This is a genomic window from Butyricimonas sp., from assembly GCF_019423355.1.
GTDB classification, from domain to species: Bacteria; Bacteroidota; Bacteroidia; order Bacteroidales; family Marinifilaceae; genus Butyricimonas; species Butyricimonas faecihominis.
Window position 1 is genome coordinate 69790 of sequence record NZ_JAHZBP010000013.1, and the last position, 24180, is coordinate 93969.

A 24180-nucleotide genomic window follows, 5' to 3' on the forward strand; every position below is an offset into this window, starting at 1 on the left:
TCCGTCTGGTTTTATCTTTGTTATATAGATAATGTTTTATGTTTAAATGAAAGTGTATTATGAAGAGGAAATTGTTTACCGGGGGAATAGCTGTAATGCTTTGTTTGGCTATGAGTGGGAATGCCCAACAGAAAGCGACTTCTTACACAGAAAAAGAAAATATGGCGGTGAAAACTCGTTTGAATTTTAATAATCGGGCGGATTTTGAAGATGCGCATCGGGGGTTTATCGCGACATTGGAAGATGAAGCCATTAAAAATGAAAATGGAAGTGTTTCCTATCCTTTAAATGCGTGGAAATTTCTGGAAGGAGAAGCCCCGGCGACGGCAAATCCGAGTTTGTGGAGACAGTCTCAATTGAATGCCATTCACGGGCTTTTTGAGGTGGTTCCCGGGGCTATTTACCAAGTTCGGGGATTTGATTTGGCCAACATGACTTTTGTACGAACGGATCACGGATGGATTATTATTGACGCGACCACTTCGGAAGCGTCGGCCTTGGCCGGTTATCGTTTGGTTAAGCAACATTTGGGAGATTTACCCGTGCGGGCACTGATTATCACTCATCCCCATATTGATCATTACGGGGGAATGGACGCCATTTGTCGGGAAGTTTCAAATAAAGACATGAAGATCATTGTTCCCAAGGGATTTTATGAAGAAGCGTTGAGTGAGAACGTCATGGCGGGGACTGCTATGGGACGAAGGGCTTCTTACATGTACGGGCTATTATTACCCCGTCATGCCGGGGGAAATATCGGGACCGGGTTGGGAACAACCAATTCCCGGGGTAAGAGTATGCTTGTGCGGCCAACGGATGAGATCGAAACCACGGGGGAACGTCGGGTGATAGATGGGTTGGAGATGGAGTTTATGTTTGTTCCGGAAGCGGAAGCTCCGGTGGAGATGATGATTTGGTTCCCGAAATACAAGGCTTTCTGTGCTGCCGAAGAAATTACGCATACGATGCATAATTTGTTAACCTTGCGAGGCGCCAAGGTTCGTAATGGTTTATTGTGGAGTAAGTATATTGATGACGTGATTGCTCGCTACGGGAATGACGTGGAGGTGACTTTCTCCCTGCATCACTGGCCTACGTGGGGGAATGAGAAGATAAATACTTACTGGGCCGCACAGCGAGATATGTACCGGTATTTACACGATCAAACCTTACGCATGGCAAACCAAGGATTGACTCCGAACGAGATCGCCGAACAACTTGTATTGCCTGTCGGGTTGGATTCTTTATTTGCGTGCCGGGGATATTATGGTTCATTGAGTCATAATGTGAAGTCTCAGTACCAAATGTATTTCGGGTGGTTTGATGGTAATCCGGCTAATCTGAATCCGTTACCCCCGGTGGAGTTGGGACGTAAATACGTGGAGGCGATCGGAGGGGGAGAACGAGTGATTGAAGTTGCCCGGAAAGCTTATGATGAGGGGGAATATCGTTGGTGTGCTACTTTGTTGAATAATTTAGTGTTTGCGGAACCTGAAAATCAAACTGCCAGACAATTACTGGCGGATGTGTATACGCAACTGGGATATCAGGCAGAATCTGGCCCTTGGAGAAACTTTTACCTCACGGGGGCAAAAGAGTTAAGAGGTGAAATTAATCGTCAGGTACCGAATTTGGTGAATGCTAGTTCTGTAAGTAATTTGGGTGCGGACATGTTACTGGATTTTTGTGCCATCCAAGTGAACGGGATGAAGGCTGGGGATAAACGTATTTGTATAAATCTGACTTTTAAGGATTGCGGAGAGAAGGCCATGCTACTGTTGAACAATGGAGCACTGAATCATCGGATGGGTTACACGGATGCAAGCGCATTGTTGAGTCTACAAGTGACTAGAAATGATTTTGCCCGCTTAATCTTAAAAGAGGTTCGTCCGGAAGAGTTGATAGATACGGGGAAAATGAAGATTACCGGGGATCTTAATGAGTTGAAGGTTTTGCTTTCTCTGTTGGATAGTTTTGATCCGATGTTTAATATTATAGAACCTTGACGGATGATTGTAAGAGAGAGATTGTCGTTTAAAAATAAACTTGTTAGACAGTCTCTCTCCGATGATAACATAAGACATAACAAAATTCAATTTTTGACGTATTATCATTTAAAAATGTTGTAGATGATGATATGGATAAAATGTTATACGTTGTTGTTCTTTTTAATTTGTTTAAATAGTGTTGGGTATACTGTAAAAATAGAGAAACGTTTGTTATATGACCGACACACGCTACATGATACCTATAAATACGGGAAACAGGAACGACGATTTCAATGGGATAAGATATCGGCATTCCTTGATTCATTGATGGTCTTTCAGGAGAAGAATGACGGGTATGGGGTACTTCGGAATTATAAAAACGTGAACGGGATGCCACCCCTTTCGAGAAAATACAAAATTAACAAATATAAACAGACTCGGGATTCGTTCGGCGTGGATCGTTCTCAAGGAATTCCTTTATATCAACGGGGAAATTTTAGCGTGCCGGAACGTTATGGGCGGGATGGGGCTTATGTTGCCGTGATTAGTGACAGTGCTGGTTGTTTTCAGGTGAGTTCGGCTACTTTTGCAGGGGAATGGTATGTTCCTAAAAAATACATGAAGTTAATAGGGCCTCTTTCGATTAAAAAAGTTATATTTGTAGACCGAACGAATCAGAATATTGCAACTTTAGAACAAGAAGGGGTTACTTGGTTAGTGAGAAGTATGAATCCCGTGACGACGGGAGCTAATCGACCACCTTATCAAGAAGCCACACCACCGGGAATTTATTTTGTACAGAGGAAATTGTCGGAGATGCTTTACCTGAAGGACGGGACAGATGAGAAAGGAGGGTTTGCTCCTTATGCTTGTCGTTTTACCGGAGGTGCCTATTTGCATGGGGTTCCGGTCAATTATCCCGATAACAAGTTGATTGAATATAGTTGGACGCTCGGAACGACACCCCGGTCTCATATGTGCGTGAGGAATGCGACATCACATGCCAAGTTCATGTACGATTGGGCGGAGGTGGAAAAGACGTTGGTAATTGTGTTTGATTGATGAAAAAATGACTTTATGCGTGTGTTATCGCTTATCTTGATTATCGGAGGAATTTGTTGGGGATCGCTATCGGGGATTGCGGCAGAGAGGTCGTCAGTACCGAATAGCCGGGCGCTTTATCACGAGATGGCGTTAGCCGGAACGATTGATTACGCGGTGTTCGAGCGGGCTATTGCGGGGTACAACCGGATGGGCGGTCACGACAAGGACATCCTTACGGTGATTGATTTCACGAAACCTTCCACGGAAAAACGCTTGTTCGTGATTGATCTGAAACTGAAAAAGATCCTGTTTATTTCTTACGTGGCTCACGGTCGGAATAGCGGGGAGAAATATGCCACGTCATTTTCCAACCGGGAAGGCTCTTTCAAGAGTTCGTTGGGTTTTTACAAAACAGAAAACACGTATTACGGGAAGAATGGGTATTCTTTGGTGTTGGACGGTTTGGAGCGGGGAATTAATGACAAGGCGAAAGAGCGGGCGATCGTGATGCACGGGGCGGCATACGCAGACCCGTCAACCATTCGGTCATGTGGGCGGTTGGGGCGTAGCTTGGGATGTCCGGCATTACCATTAGCCGTGAGCAAAAAAATTATAGATACAATTAAAGGTGGGACCCTTCTGTATATTCATGGAGATGACAAAACTTACGCGAGCCGGAGTACGTTCATAAAACAAGATGAGGCACAGAAGGATCGGGCGGATATTTAATAACATTATTTTTTAGAGTAGATTATGATGACTTATGTTATACTTATTGTCACGGTTGTCGTGTCAATTGCTTGTTTTAACAATTATTCCCTGTTCAATAAATTGTCGTGTAACCCCTACCGGATGGTACATTCCAGAGAGTGGTACCGAATTATTTCTCACGGTTTTGTCCATGCCGACTGGACGCACTTGATCGTGAATATGTTCACCTTTCTCTCTTTCGGGTTATACGTGGAGAACCAGTTTGTCGCGTGGGGATTCGGTAGTTCCAGTTTCTTGATCCTGTATTTCGGGGGAATGGTGGCCGCTTCGGTCTATGACGTGTGGAAATACCGGAACAATCAATATTATTCTTCCATCGGGGCATCCGGTGCGGTTTCGGCTGTTTTGTTCACGGCGATATTTTTGCATCCTTGGGATAAGATTTACTTCTTTGCGATCGTTCCGATTCCCGGTATCGTGTTTGGTTTCATCTACTTGCTTTATTGCCAGTACATGGCAAAACGAGACGGCGATAACATCAATCATAATGCCCACTTCTATGGAGCGGTGTTCGGCTTGATCTTTCCCGTGTTACTGGAACCGAGATTATTACAGATGTTCATTCAGCAACTTTTAAGGCATTAATTCGTTGCGTACAGAAATAAGAACTTCATATTATCTTTTGTTCCGGAAATTAAATCTCCTATATTTGTATAGTTCAAGTGTGGAAAAGTTATGCGTCCGATAGATCAAGAGATTTGCTCGTTATTAAAAGTGCGGAAGATTGGTGGAATGGAACTTCTGTTTCGTGAATACTACAAGCCCTTGGTGGTTTGGGCCACGACTTTTTTACATGATACCCAGCGAGCCGAAGATATTGTGCAGGACTTTTTTGTGAAACTTTGGGAAAAACCTTATTCTGCGTTCCTTCCGGAAACGTTAAAATCTTACCTGTTTACCTCTATTCGTAATCTGGCATTAAACCAGTTAGATAAAATTGATCCTTTGCGTCAGGCTTGTGATGTGGCTTACTACGATAGTCCTTGGAATGAGTATGATAACTTTGAGGACGAAGTTTTTCGGCGTGTAGAGGAAGAACTGGAAAAATTGACTCCCCGGGCGCAGGACGTGATCCGTAAGATATATTTGGAAGGGATGAAATATAAGGATGTGGCAGATAAGTTGGGAATATCTGTTGCCACGGTAAATAGCATTCTGGTAAGGGCTTTAAAAAAACTCCGTCAACAGGCTGATAATAAGGATGAGTTGGCAATCTATTTATTTTTTCTTGAAAAAAGTTTGATTTCAGAGCAATGATTTTTGTTGTTGAGCTGTATTATAGTTGTAAAATGGATTATAACTATGATACAGCAAAACGAAATAGATGAAAAATTACTGGCGTATCTTCTTGATGAGCTGGATGATGTCGAGCGGGAGGAAGTCAAGGCATGGCTCGAAGAGAGTGAAGGTAACAAGGAATATTTTCGGGAATTTCAACGGGTACATCTAGAATTTCAATGGGGTGTGTATGCCCGGGAGGTAAAATCGGATTTTAATCTCTTGCGGAAAAAATTGAGAAAGCGCTCCTCTCTTCAAGTTTGGAATGGCGTGGCCGCAGCCGTGGTGATATTACTGAGTGTGGGTGGAATACTATTATGGAATTCGGGTGAGATAGAGGAAAAACCGGTACAGGTGGCAAAAAAGGTAACCATTCAACCGGGAAAATCACAGGCCATATTAGTGTTGTCTTCGGGAGAGGAAGTGGCGATGGGCAATGTTTCCCGGCAATTGGAAGAAAAGGACGGAACTTCAGTTGTGGTGAGTGAGACGGGTCGAATCTCTTACCAGTCAGCCGAAGGTAAAGGAGGAACAACCAAGGATACGGCAAGAGTAATGAATCGTTTGGTTATCCCGAGAGGGGGAGAATTTAATCTAACCTTGTCCGATGGAACCCGTGTGTGGCTGAATGCCGAGACCGAGTTACGTTATCCGGTACAATTCAATGGAAAAGAGCGGGTCGTTTATTTGAAAGGAGAAGCTTATTTTGAGGTTTCCAAGAATAAGGAAAAGCCTTTCTTGGTACAGGTTGATGATATGTCTGTCAAAGTGTACGGAACGGCATTCAACGTGAATACCTACAACAAGATCGAGACGGTTCTCGTGACGGGAAGTGTGAGTATGAATCAAGGCGGGAAAGAGGTCTTGCTGAAACCCAATCAGAAAGGAGTGTTTGATCAGACCTCGGGAAAGATCACGGTGGAGGATGTGGATGTATTGGCTTATGTGTCGTGGAAAAACGGGGATTTCATTTTCCGGAATGAATCTCTGAATTCGATCATGGATAAATTGAGTCGGTGGTACGGGTTGGAAGTGCTTTATCAAGATGCCGGGTTACAGGAGGTACGATTGTCCGGAAACTTGAAACGTTACAAGGACGTACGGGAATTGTTTGTTTCTTTTGAAAAAATATCAGATGCACGTTTTAAAGTACAAGGAAATAAAGTAATAGTAAGTAGTAAATAAAAAAAGTGAAGATGTTTCCCCCATCTCCACCTTTTGAAAGATCAATGAATAGGTCCATTGGCAAACGGATACCTATTCAGAATGTATAATCTTTAATAACAAAGTTATGAAATCTAATTGGAAAAGCGCTGTTTTCAGCGTGAAAAAATCAAAGACTTTTAAAATTATGAGACTGTTGATGATTTTTTGTTTCTTTTTCGTTTCCGGGGCCATGGCGAATGGTTACTCGCAGGAGCAAGTTGTTTCCCTCAATTTGCATCAATGCGACGTGAACACGTTGTGTCAGGAAATATGGAAACAGACAGGGTTACGCTTCATTTACAATGAAGAACACGTGAAAAATCTGACAGCTTTTGACGTGAAGGCGGACAAGAAAACGGTGCGGGAAGTGTTGGATCAGGTTTTTGACAACACCTCGTTGCGTTATTTCTTCGAACAGGATGTGATTTATATCCTCGCGAAAAGCGATCAGGTAAAAAAGCCGGAAACAAAACAGGCTTCCGGAACGGTAAAAGATAAAAAAGGAGAGCCACTCCCGGGGGTAACGGTGTTGATTAAAGGAACTCACAACGGGGTGGTAACCGACATCGACGGAAACTTTATGATTAAGATTCCGAGTGACACGGTCACTTTTGTTTTCTCTTTCGTGGGAATGAAAAAGCAAGAGGTGAAATATGCTCCCGGCAAAAAACTGAACATCGTGATGGAAGAAGACGTGGAGCAGATGGAAGAAGTGGTCGTGACGGGATACCAAACCTTGTCAAAAGAGAGAAATGCCGGTTCTTTCGGTATTGTTTCCGGTAGCGAGATTAAAGAGCGTGTTGGTCTGACCGGTAGTGTGTTGGAAAGTATGGAGGGGTTGACTTCCGGTTTGAATATCAACTATGCTGACGGGCAGGATAAATACTTGATCCGGGGATTAACTTCAATTTCATCCAATCGAAGCCCGTTGTTTGTGGTTGACGGGGTGGCCATGAGTTCCGAGAATTTCGAGAACATGGTAAATAGCAATGACATTGAAAACATTACGTTTTTGAAAGATGCAACGGCAGCATCTATCTGGGGAGCCCGGGCGGCTAACGGTGTTGTCGTGATCACGACGAAAAAAGGTAAAGATACCGATCGGAAGATTAAAATCAGTTATGACGGTTCCTTTACTTATAAAGGAATGCCTGATTTCGGTTATATGCAGTATATGTCAAGCGGCACGTTAATCAAAAGTGCGACAGAAATCTTTGATCCGGAATTTTATACTTGGAATGCGGTAACGACAACCAACAACGGTATTGGCGGATTCCTCCCGATCGTGTATCCTCACGAACTCCCGATGTACAAGGCTGTCAATAAGGAGTACACTGAGGCCGAAAGGGATGAGGAACTCGCGAGACTGGCCTCTCTGAATAATCGTTCGCAAATTGAAGATTTGTTCATGCAACCGGCTTTTTTCACCAATCATAGCCTTTCCTTCATGGGGGGAAGCGGGGTACATCGTTATTACGGATCCTTGGGTTTCGGTAATGACCAGACCAATGATAAAGTGCGGACAAATAAATACATGCTAAACCTGAAGCAGGATTTTAATTTCACCGATTGGTTGAAAATTGATTTAACCGTCAATCTGGCCATGACAGACAAGAAAAATAAATCGATGTATTCGGTAGATAACAGCATATTACCTTATATGATGTTCAAAGACGAGAATGGAAATGCACTTTCTCATTCCGTGTTGAAGTTCTACGAGCCGGATCGCTTGAATTACGAAAATTTAAGTGGAGTTAGTCTGGATTATATTCCTTTGGAAGATAATCGGGATGGATTCAATAAATCGACACTTCTGAATGCCCGGGTGAATGCCGGAATTGAAATCAAACTGTGGAAGGGCTTGAGTTATAGCGGTCGTTTCCAATACCAACGCAGCGAAGGTAAAGCCGAACAATTTGATGACCAAGAATCCTTCTCCGTGCGTCGGGAATTAGTGGAATTTGCCCAAGCAGCCACGACAGAGAACGGGGTACCCACGTTCTATTTGCCGGAAACCGGAGGTCATTACACGAATACCTCGACGTATAACACGGACTGGACTGTACGTAACCAGTTAATGTATGATCGGAACTTTGAAGAGAGTGTCTCTCACGTGACCGGTCTTGCCGGAATGGAGGTGCGGGGAACCTTGACCAATAGTCATGGCACCTTCTCTCGTGGATATGACCCGCAGACGATGACGTATAATTCTTATGACGAGGGCGAATTAATAAAGAACGGGATCAAGAATCCGATTTTAAAACAAGGAACGTCTGCCGTGAACAAATTGACAAAGAAACATTTCACGGACAGCGAGACGGAATATCGTTTTGTTTCTTTCTATGCGAACGGGGCGTATACCTATAATTCCAAGTACACGCTGAATGCCAGCATCCGTGTGGACCAGTCAAATCTATTCGGGAGTGATCCGAGTGTTCAATACAAACCGGTATGGTCCGTCGGTGGTGCATGGACCTTGGGACAAGAAAACTTCATGCAGAACATTAGTTGGTTGGATCGCTTGGTTCTTCGCTTTAGCTACGGTTTGGGTGGAAATTCTCCGGATCCGGGTTTGGGCGGACCGTATGATGTATTGATTGTGACGCAGGATGCAGCCTATCCGGGTAAGGGGTATAACGTCGTGACTCCTGCCAATGATAAATTGACTTGGGAAAAGACCCGGACCGTCAATGCTGGGGTGGATTTCTCGGTGTTACAAGGACGTTTGAACGGAAGCTTGGATGCTTATTTCAAAAAAACGACCGATTTGTTGGGTAACGTGCCGTTGAATCCTGTTACGGGTTGGGTGAACGCCTTGGCAAACTTGGGAACGATGACGAATAAGGGATTTGAATTCTCGTTGAATAGTCAGAATATGAGTGGCGTGTTTAATTGGTCAACGAATTTTACTTTGACTTACAATAAAAACAAGATTGAAGAGTTATCCGTTGCAAATGCTTTATCTCCTTCCAGCATTATCTATGAAAACTATGTAGAGGGATATGCCGCCGGTAGTTTATTTGCTTACCGCTGGGCAGGTTTGGATAATATGGGAGACCCGCAAGTGTACGATGAGAACGGGGAGAAGGTGAAACTGACACAGGACCTTACCGATTTGAAATGTATGCGCTACATGGGAACCATGCAGGCTCCTTGGTATGGAGGTTTGACAAACACGTTTAGCTACAAGGGGATAGAATTGTCATGTATGTTTGTCTATAACTTGGGACATAAAATGCGGAATGATGTCAATCAATTTTATGCCGGACGTATCACCTCGAACCTGCACAAGGATTTCGACAAACGGTGGCGTCAACCCGGGGATGAAAACATTACGGACATTCCTTCTTACGAGGCGAACACGAAGACTTCAACTACTCGTCGGGATATAAGTCTCTATCGTTTCTCGGATCAACAGGTGTTGGATGCGTCGTACATAAAATTGCGTAATCTATCCTTGGCCTATGCTTTACCTAGTGGAATCTGTGATCGTCTGTCGGCAGAAAATATCAAGATACGTTTTCAAGTATCCAATTTATTCTACTGGGCGGCCAACCATCAAGGTATAGACCCGGAGGCAATGAATCTACGGAATGGCGTGCGGGCAACCCAGTTCGGACCCTCTTGGTCGATTGGATTAACAGTTAATTTTAAGTAATAATATAATGCGAAAAGATATGAAAACGAGATATAATATATTTTTTCTGATATGGGGGTTTTTGCTTTGCGGGTGTGATGATTTCCTCGATGTGAAGCCTAAAGGGAAGGATATTCCGGAAAAGATTGCTCATTATGACGGGTTGTTCAACAACACGATCCTGTCAAACCTGATCTTTTCAAAAGTAAATGAAAACGGTTCTATTACCGCACAGCAGTCCGAGATATATTTTATTTACATGACGGACGAATTGATCACGGATGAGGCTTCATACGCTAATATGGGACGTTCGGCCCGGGCGGCATACACGTATGATCCGGATATATTCTTGGAAGAAGATTACAGTGCCGAGTGGAGTGCGGCCTATCAGCAGATTTATTTATACAATGTTATCGCCAACGGTGTGATGGATGCCGAGGACGGAACAACCCAAAAGAAAAAGGAGCTTTTGGCCGAGGCCAGGGTGGGACGTGCATTCATGCATTTTTATCTGACCCAATTCTTCTGTAAACCTTATCAAGAAGCGACGGCAGCAACTGATCCCGGTGTGCCTGTCGTGACAAAGGCTAATTCAGGGGAGACCTCTTTCTCCCGGGGAACGGTAAAAGACGTGTATGATTTTGTTACCAAAGAACTGGAAGAAGCTTGTCCTGATTTACCGTTACAGACTCAACATCGTCAGCGGGTGTATCGTGCCGCCGGTTATTTCATGTTAGGTAAAGTGTATATGGCAATGGGTGAATACGGTAAAGCTTTGGAGGCTTTGGAAAGTGCCTACAAGGGAACTCAAAATTCATCCATTACCTTGGAATTGTTTGATTATAACCAAGAGATTTATAATTGGGGCTACACGGGAGCTTCCAATACATGGGGAATGACGTGTACCTATCCGATTAACTTGAGTGAAGATAATAATGAATTGATATACAACAAACAGGTAAGCATCCTGCCGATTACCTTATTCCTGTATCCCCCGCAAGTGTACGTGAAACCGGAATACATGGCTTTGTACTCGAAGAATGACCATCGGGCGAAGTTTTTCAGTGACAAGGATTATACCGGGGTAACTCAATGGCCTTATTCGAAGAGAGTATGTCGTTATATGTTTACCGTTTGTGGCGATCTCCCGGATTTGTACTTGATGCTGGCGGAATGTAAGGCCCGTACGGGGGACGAAACAGGAGCGAGAGCGGATTTACTGACACTGAGAGAAAAGAGGATGCCGGCAGTAGAGGCCGCTATCCCGGCAAGCGTGAATAGTAAAGAAAAATTGCTTCGTTTCGTGTTGGAGGAAAGAACACGTGAATTCATGATGAGTGGTATGCGCTGGTTCGATATCCGCCGCTTGTGGAATGATCCGCTTTTCCAAGATGATAAGAAAAATTATACCCATAAGGTGGGTGAACAAACCTACACGTTGACCGAAGATCGGTTGACTTACCGGATCCCGCCTAAGGTGATGAGCTTTAACAGCGGATGGGTGAATAATAATTGATAGTTAGTTGTGACATGAATTGAAATATGATGAAAAGAATAATATTGATCGGATTCATTTGCTTGTTTTGTGGAATACAGCAAATGATGGGGCAGACGGATAGTTACACGGTGAAAGGGAAATTATCCGGGATGAGTGAAGATATAAAAATTATCGTTTTGGACAGGCAGGGTGGAAATTCCAAGTTTGATACCTTGAAAGTGGAGAACGGTGAGTTCGTGTACTCCGGGAAAGCGGATCAACGACAACAACTGACGTTTATGCGTTTATCCCAAAAAGAGCAGGAAGCAAGTCGGGCGAAATGGAAAGGGAAAAGGGGAATGATTTTGTCCGGGAAATTTGATTTGACCTTTTTTGTCAGTCCCGGGGCCCAAATTGAGATTCAAGGTGACCAGAAAGATTTTCCTTTCGTGGAGGTGGTAAGCGAGGATGAATTTAACCAAGGGATGATGGAATTACAACATCTGAATCTGAAAGAGCTGAATGAGATAAACGTTTTACACGATGCGTTGAATGATGCCGTGTTGGCCGATGATTCGGTGGCCAAGATGGATGTTTTCGAGCAACAAAATGCTTTGCGGGCACGAATTTCTCAACGTACAACGGAGTGGATTACTTCTCACCCGAATCGGGAATACGCTATGTGGTTATACTTGAATTCCGGTTTGACCAGTAAGACTGCGGGGGAATTGAAACAACAATATGATCGGTTTTCAAACGAGGTGCAACAATCTGAAGCCGGAAAGAAACTTGCGGAATTGATTCGGGTTAGAACGGCTTTGGCTCCCGGAGCTCCGGCTCCTGATTTCACGTTGAAGAATATTTACACGGGCGAAGATATTCATTTGGCAGATTACAGGGGAAAATACGTGTTATTGGATTTCTGGGCCTCTTGGTGTGTACCTTGCCGGAAAAGTCATCCCCATCTGATTCAAATTAATCAAAAATACAAGGGTGAAAATTTTGTTCTTCTGGGAATTGCTTCGGACCGTAAGGATGAGGTCATTAAAAAAGCTGCCCAAGAAGATAAAATAGACTGGCCACAAATGAATATTTACGAAAAACGGGACCAGCAAAAACAACTCAACGAGATGTATGATATTTCAGCAATTCCGACTAAAATTTTGATTGATCCGGAGGGAAAGATTGTGGTGAAATATGTTGGCGACTCGGCTGGGCTTGATCGAGAATTAGAAAAGATATTCAAGAAATAATTAGCGTTGATATAGGGAAATTTTAGGTTTTTCATAGATTATTTTTTTTAATCTATGGAAGACCTAAAATTTTTGGATACAGTTGGATGGGAATTTGAGAGGAGGATAATAATAATTTCATGATGATTAAATGATTACTACTGCATGAATAGTCTAAGATATTTTTTTGATAGAGTTTAATAATACTTTATGAACCTTATTATATATAAGGTTCATATAAGGTTTTTATAAGGTATTTATAAGGTTCATGACGGTGTTCATCAGGTAATGATCAACTTGTAATAAAGAATTTAGGTATTAATTGGGATTAAAAAGTGGGTGTCTCCAAAAGTCATTTTTTAGTTGTTCCGGAAAATGTGTTATTCTGGTAGCAATATTTCAGTTGAAAAACCGTGTGGCTGTAAATTGTGAAAACAGATTTTTCCTTTATGTAGTTTCACGATCTGGCAAACAATGCTTAATCCCAAGCCGTGTTCCTGCCCGGGAAGGAGGTCCGGGATTTCCCCTTGAGCCAAAGTTTGTAATTTTTGCAGGAAGGCAGGAGAAACTCCTTTGCCGTTATCGGAAACGGAAAAGCGGTAGAAACCCGATTGATAGGTCAGGCTCAACGTTAATGTCGTTCCTGCCGAGGTGTGCTGGATACTGTTGTAAAGCAAATTGTTGATGGCCCGGGAGAGTAGGCCGGGGTCTCCATGCAGGGTGCTTTTTTCGATGTTCGGGTCTATACGGGTTTCAATTTGATAATATTGGGTGCGAGGGTCGTTGTTTAGAAAAGCGGCAATGGTTTGCCGGAAGAAAACGGAGGGGGGAAAGGTTTCTTCCCGCAAGGGTTGAGTCCCTTTTTCGAGTTGAGAAAAGAGGTTTAGGTCGTTGATGAGTTCCCGTAATTTAAGCGCTTGATTCTTGATATAAAGAGCCTGTTTACGAGTCTCTTCCGAGGAATAGTCTCCGTCTTCCAGTTGTCCGGCACGTCCGAGAATGACGGACAAAGGGGTGCGTACGTCATGTGACACGCCTGCGATCCAGTTTTCCCGATAAGCGGTTTGTTTATGCAAAAGGTCTGATGTCTGGTTCAGACAAGAGGCAACATCCGAGAAGATACCTTTTTCATTCACCCGGACGGTTTCCCCGCGAGATAATCTTTGTATCCCGCCAAGAATACTTTTCAGGGAATGCAGCATACGGCGATCAATGAACAAATAGCCTAAAATCAACACGGAAATGTTACCCAAGATCAAGAGGTGGTTGAGAACCGGGAAGAACTTCATTTCCGTGATTTGTTGCATGTTGTCGAAATTTGGAGAGTTATCATTTAGGTCGCTGGCAGCGAACATCTCTTCGTCTCTTTTGCAACCTGCAGGAGAATCGTTTTTCAGATGGGATTTTGCGAGCGTGGAGATGTCTCCTAGCGTGGTGGTGTCCGGTAATAATCCGGGGAGATTGACGGCCCAGCGGATATTTCTTTGCTTGTCATCAAGTAGCATGACCCATATTTGCTGTTCCTTGACCTGCACGAGTAACAGGGAGTCGACCTTGAAATTATTATCCTCGATGTGCAAGCGATCAGCCAGCTTGCGGATAAATTGTGCTGGCGGCTGGGAAACCCCGGCTTTCAGGTAATAGTGGACGACGAGCGAGTAGATGAGAATGTTCACGGAGATTAGCAAGATGGCCCCGATGAGAACTCGTTTCCCGATACGCTTTATGGAATGTTGCAGGTCTTTCATGGTTTTATAGGATAAGTTTGTAACCAAGCCCCTTGATCGTGATGAGAGATTCCGGGGAGGAAGGGGTCATTTCTATCTTTTCCCGGATACGCCGGATGTGGGCCATAAGGGAATTTTCATACCCGTAGAGATTATCGCCCCACGCTTCCGCGCAAAGGGCGTCCATGGTAACGATGCGGTTGGCCGATTTGTAGAGTACGTTCAAAATGGCGTGTTCTCTGGCGGTGAGCGGGAAGGTCTCACCTTGGCGGTTTATTTCTGCCTTGTCGAAATCGATGGTGCAATGGGCCAGCTCGATCACTGTTTTCTCATTTTTGTATGATCGGCGAAGAATGGCACTCAGCCGGAGAAGGAGTTCTTTGGGAAGAAACGGTTTGGTCATGTAATCGTCGCCCCCGGCATCCAGTCCCGTGAACATATCTTCGGGCTTGTCCCGGGCGGTTAGGAACAGGATGGGAATATCCTTGATCTGTCGGATGTCTTTCATCAGGGAGAACCCGTCTTTATCCGGAAGATTCACGTCCAAGATGGCGAGATCGGGGAAGGAGGTGTGGCAGGCGACAATGGCTTCTTGAGCGGAACCAGCGGTGGTGATGGAAGAGAACCCGTCGTCCCTGAGAATGCTCTCGATGAGGTCGAGTAATTGTCGTTCGTCATCGACAATCAGGATGTGTTTTCTTTTGATGAAATTGAATTCTTTATCCATAGTGACGCCGTTTTCCATGATTCTCTATACAAATCTAGGGAAAAAAAACGTGAAATCTAGCGGGTGGGATGAAATGTAAGGTAAATGTAAGGAAGGCGTAAGCTACTCGCAAGGATTCGGGAGTATATTTGTTAAAAAATCGAACGAATGGAGATCAATAAATATTTAGGCTTGATTTTATTGTTTTGCGTGACGTCGGTGGCGTATGCGCGGCAAGATGAGAAAGGATGTATCGTGAAAGGATGGGTGAAGGACACGGTGTCGTTGAAAGCGATCGCATATGCCACGGTGCAGGTGGCGGAGGCGGAACATCGAACAATTCCCGTGAAGCTGACGGTGACCGATACGAATGGCTTTTTTAAGGTGGGACCTTTGGCGGTAGGGAAGTATGTACTTACTTTTTCTCACGTGGGTTATCGGGGGGTAGTGTGGGAATTCCGGGTTGAGGCAGGACGGGACGAGATGAGTGTGGGAACATTGTACATGGTGGCGTCCGCGGAGAGATTGCAGGAGGTGGATGTGGTTGCTAGGAAGTTGCCGATCCGGTTTGAGGTGGATAAAATTACTTATGACATGGGGGATGATCCTGACGCGAAGAATGAAAGCGTGCTGGAGGTGTTACGTAAGGTTCCATTGGTGACCGTTGACGGGATGGATGGCATTGAACTGAACGGGAGAAAATGCAGTATTTATATAAACGGACGCCCGTCGGGGCTGGTGAAACAGCAACCGGGAAAGGGATTGAAAGGGATTCCCGCCGTAGCGGTGAAAAAGATCGAGGTGATCACGGACCCGGGTGCGAAATATGATGCATCGGAGGTGGGTGGTATTATAAATATTGAAATGGCGAGGATGGGGCTGGAGGGATATTCCTTGTATGTCGTGGGAGGCGGGGATGATTACGGGACTTGGAATGTGGCCGCGAACGGGATGTTGAAGTATGGTAAATTGTCGTTGTCGTCTTTCTTGTCTTATTATGACGTGGGGGCGAGGAGGTCGGAGTATCATAACGTGTTGGAGAACCTGAACGATCAGGAGCAACGTTATCTCGTGTGGGATATGAATAGCGAGGTGGTCCAGCCGATGACTTGGGGAAATGTCGAGATGAGTTACGAGGTGGATTCGTTGAATTTGTTGACGTTTTCTTTTTCTTCCCGGCAGACGGATTCGAGGTGGAAACAGACGGGATGGAATGAGGCGCGACGAGAGGATCATGCTTCTTTGTATGAATACGGGGTGTCAGAGAGAATCGGGATGGACGATGGAACACGGGAGCTGGCGTTTAATTATCAACGGACGTTCGAGAATCCGGATCACGTGTTTACGCTTTCTTATATGTATAATCGGACGCCCTCGGAAGGATATACAAACCGGGACGTGTTTGATTTCCAAAAGATGGATGAGGGGGTGAAGTTTTCTCCTTATGAAACTCGGAACCGGAATAAGGCTTACACGGGAGAACACACGGTGCAGGCAGATTACGTGAATCGGTTTAGTGCGGTACACGCTTTGGAGAGCGGGGTAAAGTATATTCGGAGGAACACGTCGAGCAAGAGTTTTTATCGGGAGCGAACGGATGCGGGAGCGGATTGGGGAATGCAGGCTGAACGGATGGAGAAACTTTTGCACGTGCAGGATATTTATGCTGCCTATGCCGCTTATTCGTTCAACTATAAGAAGTTCGGGATGAAGTTGGGGACTCGTTTTGAACAGGCAACTTTGGATGTTTCTCTGTACCCGGATACGCAACCGGATTTTGATGCCCGTTTTTCTAATTTGGTACCCTCCGTGGCGTTATCGTTTCAGGCGGCCCGGACACGGGTGTGGAAGTTGGGGTATAATATGCGGATCATGCGACCGGGAGTTGGTTTGCTGAACCCGTACCAGTCGGAAACGAATGCCAGCGTGGTGTCTTACGGGAATAGTCGTTTGAAGGCGGAACGCTTTCATCATGTCAGTTTCGGGTTTAGTTCCTTCGCTTCGAAATGGATGGTGAACGCCAGTCTCGATTATCGTTATGCCGGGAACGCGATTCAAGGGTATGGCTTTGTGAGCGAGGAAGGACGGGTGGAGAATACCTACGGAAATATCGGGAAGGAGAATAGCGTGGCGTTGAATCTGTTCGTGAATTGTAATTTGAAGAGTAAGACCAGCGTGCGTTTGAACGGAAACGTGGCATATATTGATTTGGAGAGTAAGGAAGTACCGTCAAGCGCATGTGGGTGGCAATATTCGGTGACGGGGATGGTACAACAGACGTTGAGATGGGGTATCCGGACGATGGTGCAGGGTGGTTATATCGGTTCCCGGGTCAGCCTGCAAACGGATTATCCGGGGAGTTATTACTACGTGTTGCAGGTGAATAAGAGTTTCTTGAAAGATCGTTTTACCTTGTCTTTGGCGGCTAGTAATATTTTTGATAATGAACGGAAGTCGGAAGGGAAGAAAATAGGAGCGGGGTATGTCCAGCATTTTGGGAATGTCATGGAATATTCGAGTGTTCAGTTTTGGTTGTCTTACCGGATCGGGAACTTACGGGCCGCGGTGAAGAAGGTAAAAAGAGGAATTGTGAATGACGATGTGCTGAAAGAGTGAGCGGGGGCTTTAGAATGCAATTTGTGTAGAAAAAGTATAAATATTGGATCATTTTTGTCAGATGGTTGATAATTGTGTTATCTTTGATTGACTTGCTGTAGGAATCAAGTTTAAAATGCGTGTGAAATTTATACTTTTTAGATGAAATTATTAGTTAATCTATGTTCGTATTTGGGATATGGAATGTTGTGGGGAGTTAGTTTTTTACCTTTACCCGTGATGTATCTGGTGACAGATGTGTTGTTCGTTATTTTGTTTTATGGTGTTCATTATCGTCGGAAGGTGGTCGATATGAATTTGCGAAATTCTTTCCCGGAGAAGAGCGAGGAAGAGCGAAAGGGAATCGCCCGGAAGTACTATCGCCATTTGTGTGATACTTTTGCCGAGTTTTATAAATTGTGGCATATCTCGGAGGACGAGATCAAGAGGCGTTGCGTGATGGTGAATATGGATGTACCGCACCGTTATTTCGAACAAGGACGTAGCGTGATTGCTTTTTCCGGGCATTACGGGAATTGGGAGATGATGTATTCTTATAAGTTGTGGGAGAAGGATGTCGAATTGATCCCGATTTATAAACCGATACATAATAAGGTGTTTGATCGGATGACGTGTAAGATCAGGAGCCGCTTCGGGGCCACGCCTTTGGCAAAAGCGGATACGCTACGGGTGATGTTGAGGAATCAACAGGAGGGAAAGATTACGATGACCGGGTTTATTGGTGACCAGACACCTAATAAACGCTCTCTTCATTTCTGGACTCGTTTCTTGAATCAAGACACGGCCGTACTGGAGGGAACGGAAAGGATCGCCCGGAAGTTAAACCAGCCGGTGGTTTTCGTGAATATGCGTAAGGTGAAACGGGGCTATTATCATGCCGAGTTTTACGACTTGTGTTCCGACCCGCAAAGTTTGGAACCGGGGGAGTTGACTCGTATGCACATCCAGATGCTGGAACGTTTTATCCGGGAGGAACCTGCCTATTGGTTGTGGTCACACCGGAGGTGGAAGCACAAGAGGGTGGTTGTTGCATAAAAAAATCCAGGACTGAAATCCTGGATTTTTTATGAAGTGATGTTTTAACACTATTTCATTGCTTCTTCGATGGAAACAGCGACAGCAACGGTTGCTCCAACCATCGGGTTATTACCCATTCCAAGGAATCCCATCATTTCCACGTGTGCGGGAACGGAGGATGAACCCGCGAATTGGGCGTCTCCGTGCATACGGCCAAGCGTGTCGGTGAAACCATAGCTAGCCGGTCCGGCTGCCATGTTGTCCGGGTGAAGGGTACGTCCGGTACCACCACCAGAGGCGACAGAGAAGTATTTTCTTCCGGTTTCCATACACTCTTTTTTGTAGGTTCCGGCAACCGGATGTTGGAAACGAGTCGGGTTGGTTGAGTTTCCGGTGATGGAAACGTCCACTCCCTCGTGACGCATGATAGCTACGCCTTCCCGAACATCGTCAGCCCCGTAGCATCTTACTTGGGCACGTTCGCCTTTAGAATATGCTTTTTCTTTTACGATTTTCAGTTCTCCGGTGTAGTAGTCGAATTCGGTTTGCACGTAAGTGAAGCCGTTGATGCGGGAGATGATCATGGCAGCGTCTTTACCCAAGCCGTTCAAGATTACTTTCAACGGTTGTTGGCGTACTTTATTGGCTGATTTTGCGATACCGATGGCACCTTCTGCCGCGGCGAAAGATTCGTGTCCAGCAAGGAATGCAAAGCATTTGGTTTCTTCACGGAGTAACATGGCAGCCAAGTTTCCATGGCCTAAACCCACTTTACGATCGGCAGCAACAGATCCGGGAATACAGAATGACTGTAAACCTTCTCCGATTGCTTCTGCGGCTTCAGCAGCTTTTTTGCATCCTTTTTTGATTGCGATAGCTGCACCGACTACATAAGCCCAAGCTGCATTTTCGAATGCGATGGGTTGAATATCTTTACACATTTTGTAGGGGTCGATCCCTTTGGCATCACAGATGGCTTTTGCCTCTTCGATGTCTTTTATTCCGTAATTATTTAGAACCGTGTTAATTTGATTAATCCGACGGTCGTAACTTTCAAATAAAGCCATAATTAATTTTAGATTTAATGATTACAAAGTCGCGGGCGACTTTTGTGATTTCAGATTTTTTGATTAGGTGATAATCACTTAATCATAAATCGTAAATCACTAAATTGTTTTATTCTTGACGCGGATCGATGTATTTTACTGCATCTGCGAAACGACCGTATGATCCTGTTGCTTTTTCGACAGCTTCTTTGGGATCAATACCTTTTTTCAACATATCGGTAAATTTACCCAAGTGGATGAATTCGTAACCGATGACTTCTCCGTCTTCATCAAGACCCATACGGGTTACATAACCTTCGGCCATTTCAAGGTAACGGGTACCTTTGGCTTTGGTTCCGAACATGGTTCCTACTTGACTTCTCATGCCTTTACCCAAGTCTTCGAGGCTGGCCCCGATGGGAAGTCCGCCTTCCGAGAAAGCACTTTGGCTACGGCCGTAAACGATTTGCAGGAAGAGTTCGCGCATAGCTGTGTTGATGGCATCACAAACGAGGTCCGTGTTCAAGGCTTCCAGTAAAGTTTTGCCCGGTAAAATCTCGGAGGCCATAGCCGCGGAGTGGGTCATTCCGGAGCAACCGATCGTCTCGATCAATGCTTCTTCGATAATCCCGTCCTTGATGTTCAAGGTCAATTTACAAGCTCCCTGTTGTGGGGCACACCAGCCGATACCGTGAGTCAATCCTGAAATGTCCTTGATCTCTTTGGAACGAACCCATTTCCCTTCTTCCGGGATAGGTGCCGGACCGTGATTCGGTCCTTTTTTCACAACACACATGTGTTGTACTTCATGTGAGTAAATCATTGTTTTTGTTTTTTTGTTGATATATTGTTAAATACCTTGTCTTTGTTTTAAAGTCGGGCAAAATTAACACATTTGTTTTGGATAAAAAACATCTTATAAAACATAAAATCGTGCATACGTTTGCATGATAAAATATTGTAATATAGTGTATTATTGGTGGAGTTTCAATGGAAAGGAAATAATGATTGTTGTGTTTGGCTTTTTGTTTCTTTATGCCTAGTTTTGAGGAATAAAATGTAAGAGGATGAGAAAGTTGTTATTTATTTGGCTTGTTGGAGTATTGGTTTTCCTTTTCGAAAGTTGTAGCGAGCCCCGGCATGTAAAGTACGTGTTCTATTTTATCGGTGATGGTATGGGGGTCAATCAGGTGAACGGGACAGAAATGTTTCTGGCCGAGTTGGATAGTGTTATCGGGGTGAAAGGGCTGAATTTTGCCAGTTTCCCGGTTCGTAATTACGCAACGACTTATTCTTCTTATCATGGTGTTACTTGCTCCGCTGCCGCCGGAACAGCCTTGGCTACCGGGGAGAAGACGAAGAATGGCACGATCGGGATGGATAAGGAACAGAAAGAGCCTTTATATAGTGTTGCCGTACGGGCAAAAGAAGCCGGACGTAAAGTGGGAATCATTACTAGTGTCGGGATGAATCATGCCACTCCGGCGGCGTTTTACGGGCATCAGCCCCGGCGGACGATGTATTTCGAGTTGGGGAAAGATGCCATCAAGGCCGGGTTTGATTTATATGGCGGTGGAGGTATTATTCAATCCGTATCCCCGAAAGATTCCACGAATCTTTTTGATTTGTTGCATGAGTCGGGATATTTGGTTGTTCGGGGAAACGAGATGTTTCGGGAAAAGATGGTTGAGTTGTCTAAACTGGTGGTCATTCAAGGCGGATTACAGACAACGTTACCTTACGCGATAGATCGGGAAGAGGATGATTTCACGTTAAGTCAGATGACGGAAGGGGCGATAGATTTTTTGAGCCGGGGAAAACAGGGTTTTTTCCTAATGGTGGAGGGTGGTTTGATTGATTATGCTTGTCATGTGAATGATGCTGCCACGGCTTTTCGAGAAGTGGAAGATTTTGCTGATGCGGTACAAAAAGCATACGAGTTTTATTTGAAACATCCGGATGAGACGTTGATCGTGGTTACTGCCGATCACGAGACGGGAGGCATCGTTCTCGGGACTGGCTCGTATCAATTGAATCTTCGGGTATTGGAGAATCAGAGGGTGTCTCTGGAGAAATTGACTCGTGAGATTCGGGAATTACGAGATATGAAGAGTAATCAGGTGGCGTGGGAGGATGTGCAGGAGCTTCTGGCGAAGAATTTAGGTTTCTGGAATACCGTAAATTTATCAACGGAAGACGAACAGGCCTTGAAGAATTGTTATCGGGAAACATTCTCGGGCAAGACCGTTGAAATGGTTAAAAATTTGTATTCGGAGAATGAGCCGATCGCTCAATTGTCCATCAATATACTGAATCGTCTTGCCAAAATTAGCTGGGCCAGCGGGGGGCATTCGGCGGGAGTTGTTCCGGTATATGCAATCGGGGTTGGTGCGGAATGGTTTAATGGACGCTTGGATAACACGGATATTCCTAGAATAATTGAGGCTTTGGCAAAATATGAGTAGTATTTAATTAACAATGTTTATTTTTTATTAGATGTTATTGGGTGGCGTGGTGTCGTTGAATTTAATTCCTTTATCAGTTTTTATTTCGTCAATAAAATTGATAGAATGGAAAAGCGAGAGATTACTGGAGTACAAGGTCAAGTTAACAATATTGAGGTAATATTCAAAGAGTATTACGGCTCTCTTTGTTATTTCGCTTCCCAGTTCTTGAAAAACGAGGAGGTGATAGAGGATCTTGTACAAGATGTTTTTATCGCTCTGTTGGAGAAAAAGATGCTTTTTCAATCCGAAGTACATTTGAAAAATTTCTTGTATTTATCCATTCGGAATTCTTGTTTAAATTATATCCGCAATACCCGTTCGAAAGATCGGTATATTGCTTCATTGGCTCATGAAGAACAGACTGAAGATTTCGAGGAAAGCATTATTTTAGCTGAAATTCATAGAGAATTGGCCACTGCTGTTGAAAAATTGCCGGAGGAGTGCCGGAAGGTCTTTCAGCTTTGTTATTTTCAAGGGTTGGATAATGAAAGTGCCGCACAAGAACTTGGATTGAGTGTTAATACTGTAAAAGCACAAAAGGCTCGCGGAAAAAAGATTTTAAGAGAAAATTTGAAAGATATTTTCCCATTATTAATGTTACTAAATCCCTTGTTCTAAGGGATAAACGTGGTGTGTGAAAATTAGGCGTAGGTGTGAATTGTATTTTTTTTGAAAAAAATGCGATCCCGTTTAATCCTTTCGAGGTAGGGTTGTGTAATAATAATGTATGAAAAATAGTATTAACACATATCCGTATGACATTGCCGCGATAATATTAGCTTATTTGCGGAGTGAAATAGATGAGAAAGGACAACAAAAACTAGATGCATGGTTGGAGGAGGCCGATTCTCATAAAGCTCTTTTTGCCCGGATTCAGGATGAAGCGATGCAATATGAAGACATTCAGAAAATATTGTCTTATGATGCTGGCGGAGCATGGCAGATCGTGAAACAAAAAGCAGCCCGGAGAAGGAGAAAACGTTTGATGAGGGTATATCAAGTTGCGGTTTCTGTTGTGGTTGTTTTGGGAGTGGCAATCGCTTTCTTGTTGAAGGAAGAGGCTACTGTTGTTCCGGTTGCCAAGGTGGAAGAGATTACTCCGGGGCGTTCCATTGCTAAACTGACTGTCGCATCAGGGGACGTCTATCATTTGGATTCATTGAATCAGGTCGATCTCGTTACTTCTTTGGCAGAAAATAACGGAAAAGAGGTTGTTTTTACAGATCGACAATTGGAGGAAAGTGTGAGAGAAATAAGGTATAATAAAGTCGAGATTCCAAGAGGGGGAGAGTATCAGATTGTGTTGGGAGATGGAACCCGGGTGTATTTGAATGCACAGACGGAACTTCGTTTCCCGGAAAGTTTTGCTAATAGCGAGCAGCGTTTGGTGTATTTGTCCGGAGAGGCTTATTTCGAGGTGGCTAAAAATCCGTCCAAGCCTTTTATCGTACAATGTAAGGATTATGCGGTGAAGGTTTTGGGAACTTCGTTTAACGTGAATAGTTACGAGGGAGACGAAACTTCTAAAACAACGTTGGCTACCGGTAAGGTCGAAATTGATATGGATGGGAAACAGACGATTTTGAATCCTGGTCAACAGGCGATTATAAAAGATGGAGAAGTGAACGTGAGGGAAGTGGATGTTGAGGTGTACACGACTTGGATGTATGAGAATTTCCGGTTTAAAAGTGAAAGTATTCAGGAGATTATGACGAAACTTTCTCGCTGGTACACGATAGATGTGTTCTATATGAACGAGGCTGTCAAAAATTATCACTTTACCGGTTACTTGCCTCGTTATGCCAAGATTGCTGATGTGTTGGAATTATTGAGTTTAACAACAAATATAAAATTTGATGTAAAGGGTAGAACAGTGACAGTAATGGAGAAGTAGTGAAATAGTAAAGCCGAAGCTGCAACTCCGACTT

Annotated in this window: 18 protein-coding genes; 14 read left to right on the plus strand and 4 right to left on the minus strand. The window is 44.2% G+C overall.

Annotation, left to right across the window (positions count from 1 at the left end):
- Positions 1 to 59: 59 nt before the first annotated feature.
- From QVC79_RS16090 to QVC79_RS16130, 9 genes are all read left to right on the plus strand, one after another.
- A complete protein-coding gene (locus QVC79_RS16090; RefSeq protein WP_270595449.1) occupies positions 60 to 2006 on the plus strand; it encodes an alkyl/aryl-sulfatase in 1947 nt (648 codons plus the stop codon).
- A gap of 123 nt (positions 2007 to 2129) precedes the next feature.
- A complete protein-coding gene (locus tag QVC79_RS16095) occupies positions 2130 to 3050 on the plus strand; it encodes a L,D-transpeptidase (protein WP_270595450.1) in 921 nt (306 codons plus the stop codon).
- A 15-nt stretch (positions 3051 to 3065) separates the two neighbouring features.
- Complete coding sequence (locus QVC79_RS16100) at positions 3066 to 3761, plus strand: murein L,D-transpeptidase catalytic domain family protein (RefSeq protein ID WP_416336087.1); 696 nt, start codon at positions 3066 to 3068, stop codon at positions 3759 to 3761.
- A gap of 24 nt (positions 3762 to 3785) precedes the next feature.
- On the plus strand, positions 3786 to 4388 hold the full coding sequence (locus QVC79_RS16105; protein ID WP_124317569.1) for a rhomboid family intramembrane serine protease: 603 nt from the start codon (positions 3786 to 3788) through the stop codon (positions 4386 to 4388).
- A 90-nt stretch (positions 4389 to 4478) separates the two neighbouring features.
- Positions 4479 to 5060, plus strand: a complete 582-nt coding sequence (locus QVC79_RS16110; protein WP_270595451.1) for a sigma-70 family RNA polymerase sigma factor — start codon at positions 4479 to 4481, stop codon at positions 5058 to 5060.
- A 45-nt stretch (positions 5061 to 5105) separates the two neighbouring features.
- Entirely contained in the window at positions 5106 to 6266 is a 1161-nt protein-coding gene (locus QVC79_RS16115) for a FecR domain-containing protein (RefSeq protein WP_270595452.1), read from the plus strand.
- Between the two features lie 106 nt (positions 6267 to 6372).
- On the plus strand, positions 6373 to 9945 hold the full coding sequence (locus QVC79_RS16120) for a SusC/RagA family TonB-linked outer membrane protein (protein ID WP_270595453.1): 3573 nt from the start codon (positions 6373 to 6375) through the stop codon (positions 9943 to 9945).
- A gap of 19 nt (positions 9946 to 9964) precedes the next feature.
- Complete coding sequence (locus QVC79_RS16125) at positions 9965 to 11440, plus strand: RagB/SusD family nutrient uptake outer membrane protein (RefSeq protein WP_270595454.1); 1476 nt, start codon at positions 9965 to 9967, stop codon at positions 11438 to 11440.
- Positions 11441 to 11469: 29 nt separating this feature from the next.
- Positions 11470 to 12654: a TlpA disulfide reductase family protein gene (locus tag QVC79_RS16130; protein WP_270595455.1), complete on the plus strand. Its 1185-nt coding sequence runs from the start codon at positions 11470 to 11472 to the stop codon at positions 12652 to 12654.
- Positions 12655 to 13013: 359 nt separating this feature from the next.
- Here the strand turns inward: QVC79_RS16130 and QVC79_RS16135 are convergent, their stop codons facing one another.
- Both QVC79_RS16135 and QVC79_RS16140 read right to left on the minus strand, forming a co-directional pair.
- Entirely contained in the window at positions 13014 to 14381 is a 1368-nt protein-coding gene (locus QVC79_RS16135; RefSeq protein WP_270595456.1) for a sensor histidine kinase, read from the minus strand.
- Positions 14382 to 14385: 4 nt separating this feature from the next.
- Entirely contained in the window at positions 14386 to 15087 is a 702-nt protein-coding gene (locus tag QVC79_RS16140) for a response regulator transcription factor (protein WP_270595457.1), read from the minus strand.
- 147 nt (positions 15088 to 15234) lie between these two features.
- Here QVC79_RS16140 and QVC79_RS16145 point away from each other — a divergent pair, with 147 nt between their 5' ends.
- The gene (locus tag QVC79_RS16145) at positions 15235 to 17682 is read left to right on the plus strand and encodes a TonB-dependent receptor (RefSeq protein WP_270595458.1); all 2448 of its coding nucleotides are present in this window, start codon (positions 15235 to 15237) and stop codon (positions 17680 to 17682) included.
- A gap of 141 nt (positions 17683 to 17823) precedes the next feature.
- Positions 17824 to 18717 carry a lysophospholipid acyltransferase family protein gene (locus tag QVC79_RS16150; protein WP_270595459.1) on the plus strand — a complete coding sequence of 298 codons (894 nt, stop codon included), beginning with the start codon at positions 17824 to 17826 and terminating at the stop codon, positions 18715 to 18717.
- A 50-nt stretch (positions 18718 to 18767) separates the two neighbouring features.
- On the opposite strand, the gene QVC79_RS16155 is transcribed toward QVC79_RS16150, so the two are convergent.
- Both QVC79_RS16155 and QVC79_RS16160 read right to left on the minus strand, forming a co-directional pair.
- Positions 18768 to 19766: a GGGtGRT protein gene (locus QVC79_RS16155; RefSeq protein ID WP_087422584.1), complete on the minus strand. Its 999-nt coding sequence runs from the start codon at positions 19764 to 19766 to the stop codon at positions 18768 to 18770.
- A gap of 109 nt (positions 19767 to 19875) precedes the next feature.
- On the minus strand, positions 19876 to 20568 hold the full coding sequence (locus QVC79_RS16160) for an iron-sulfur cluster assembly scaffold protein (RefSeq protein WP_027201981.1): 693 nt from the start codon (positions 20566 to 20568) through the stop codon (positions 19876 to 19878).
- 244 nt (positions 20569 to 20812) lie between these two features.
- Between QVC79_RS16160 and QVC79_RS16165 the strand changes: the two genes are divergently transcribed.
- The 3 genes from QVC79_RS16165 (at position 20813) to QVC79_RS16175 (ending at position 24146) form a co-directional block, all read left to right on the plus strand.
- Positions 20813 to 22210: an alkaline phosphatase gene (locus QVC79_RS16165; protein ID WP_270595460.1), complete on the plus strand. Its 1398-nt coding sequence runs from the start codon at positions 20813 to 20815 to the stop codon at positions 22208 to 22210.
- Positions 22211 to 22315: 105 nt separating this feature from the next.
- Positions 22316 to 22870 (plus strand): RNA polymerase sigma-70 factor, encoded by a 555-nt coding sequence (locus QVC79_RS16170; protein WP_270595461.1) that lies wholly within the window; start codon positions 22316 to 22318, stop codon positions 22868 to 22870.
- Between the two features lie 109 nt (positions 22871 to 22979).
- Positions 22980 to 24146 carry a FecR family protein gene (locus tag QVC79_RS16175; RefSeq protein WP_270595462.1) on the plus strand — a complete coding sequence of 389 codons (1167 nt, stop codon included), beginning with the start codon at positions 22980 to 22982 and terminating at the stop codon, positions 24144 to 24146.
- The last annotated feature ends 34 nt before the right edge of the window (positions 24147 to 24180 follow it).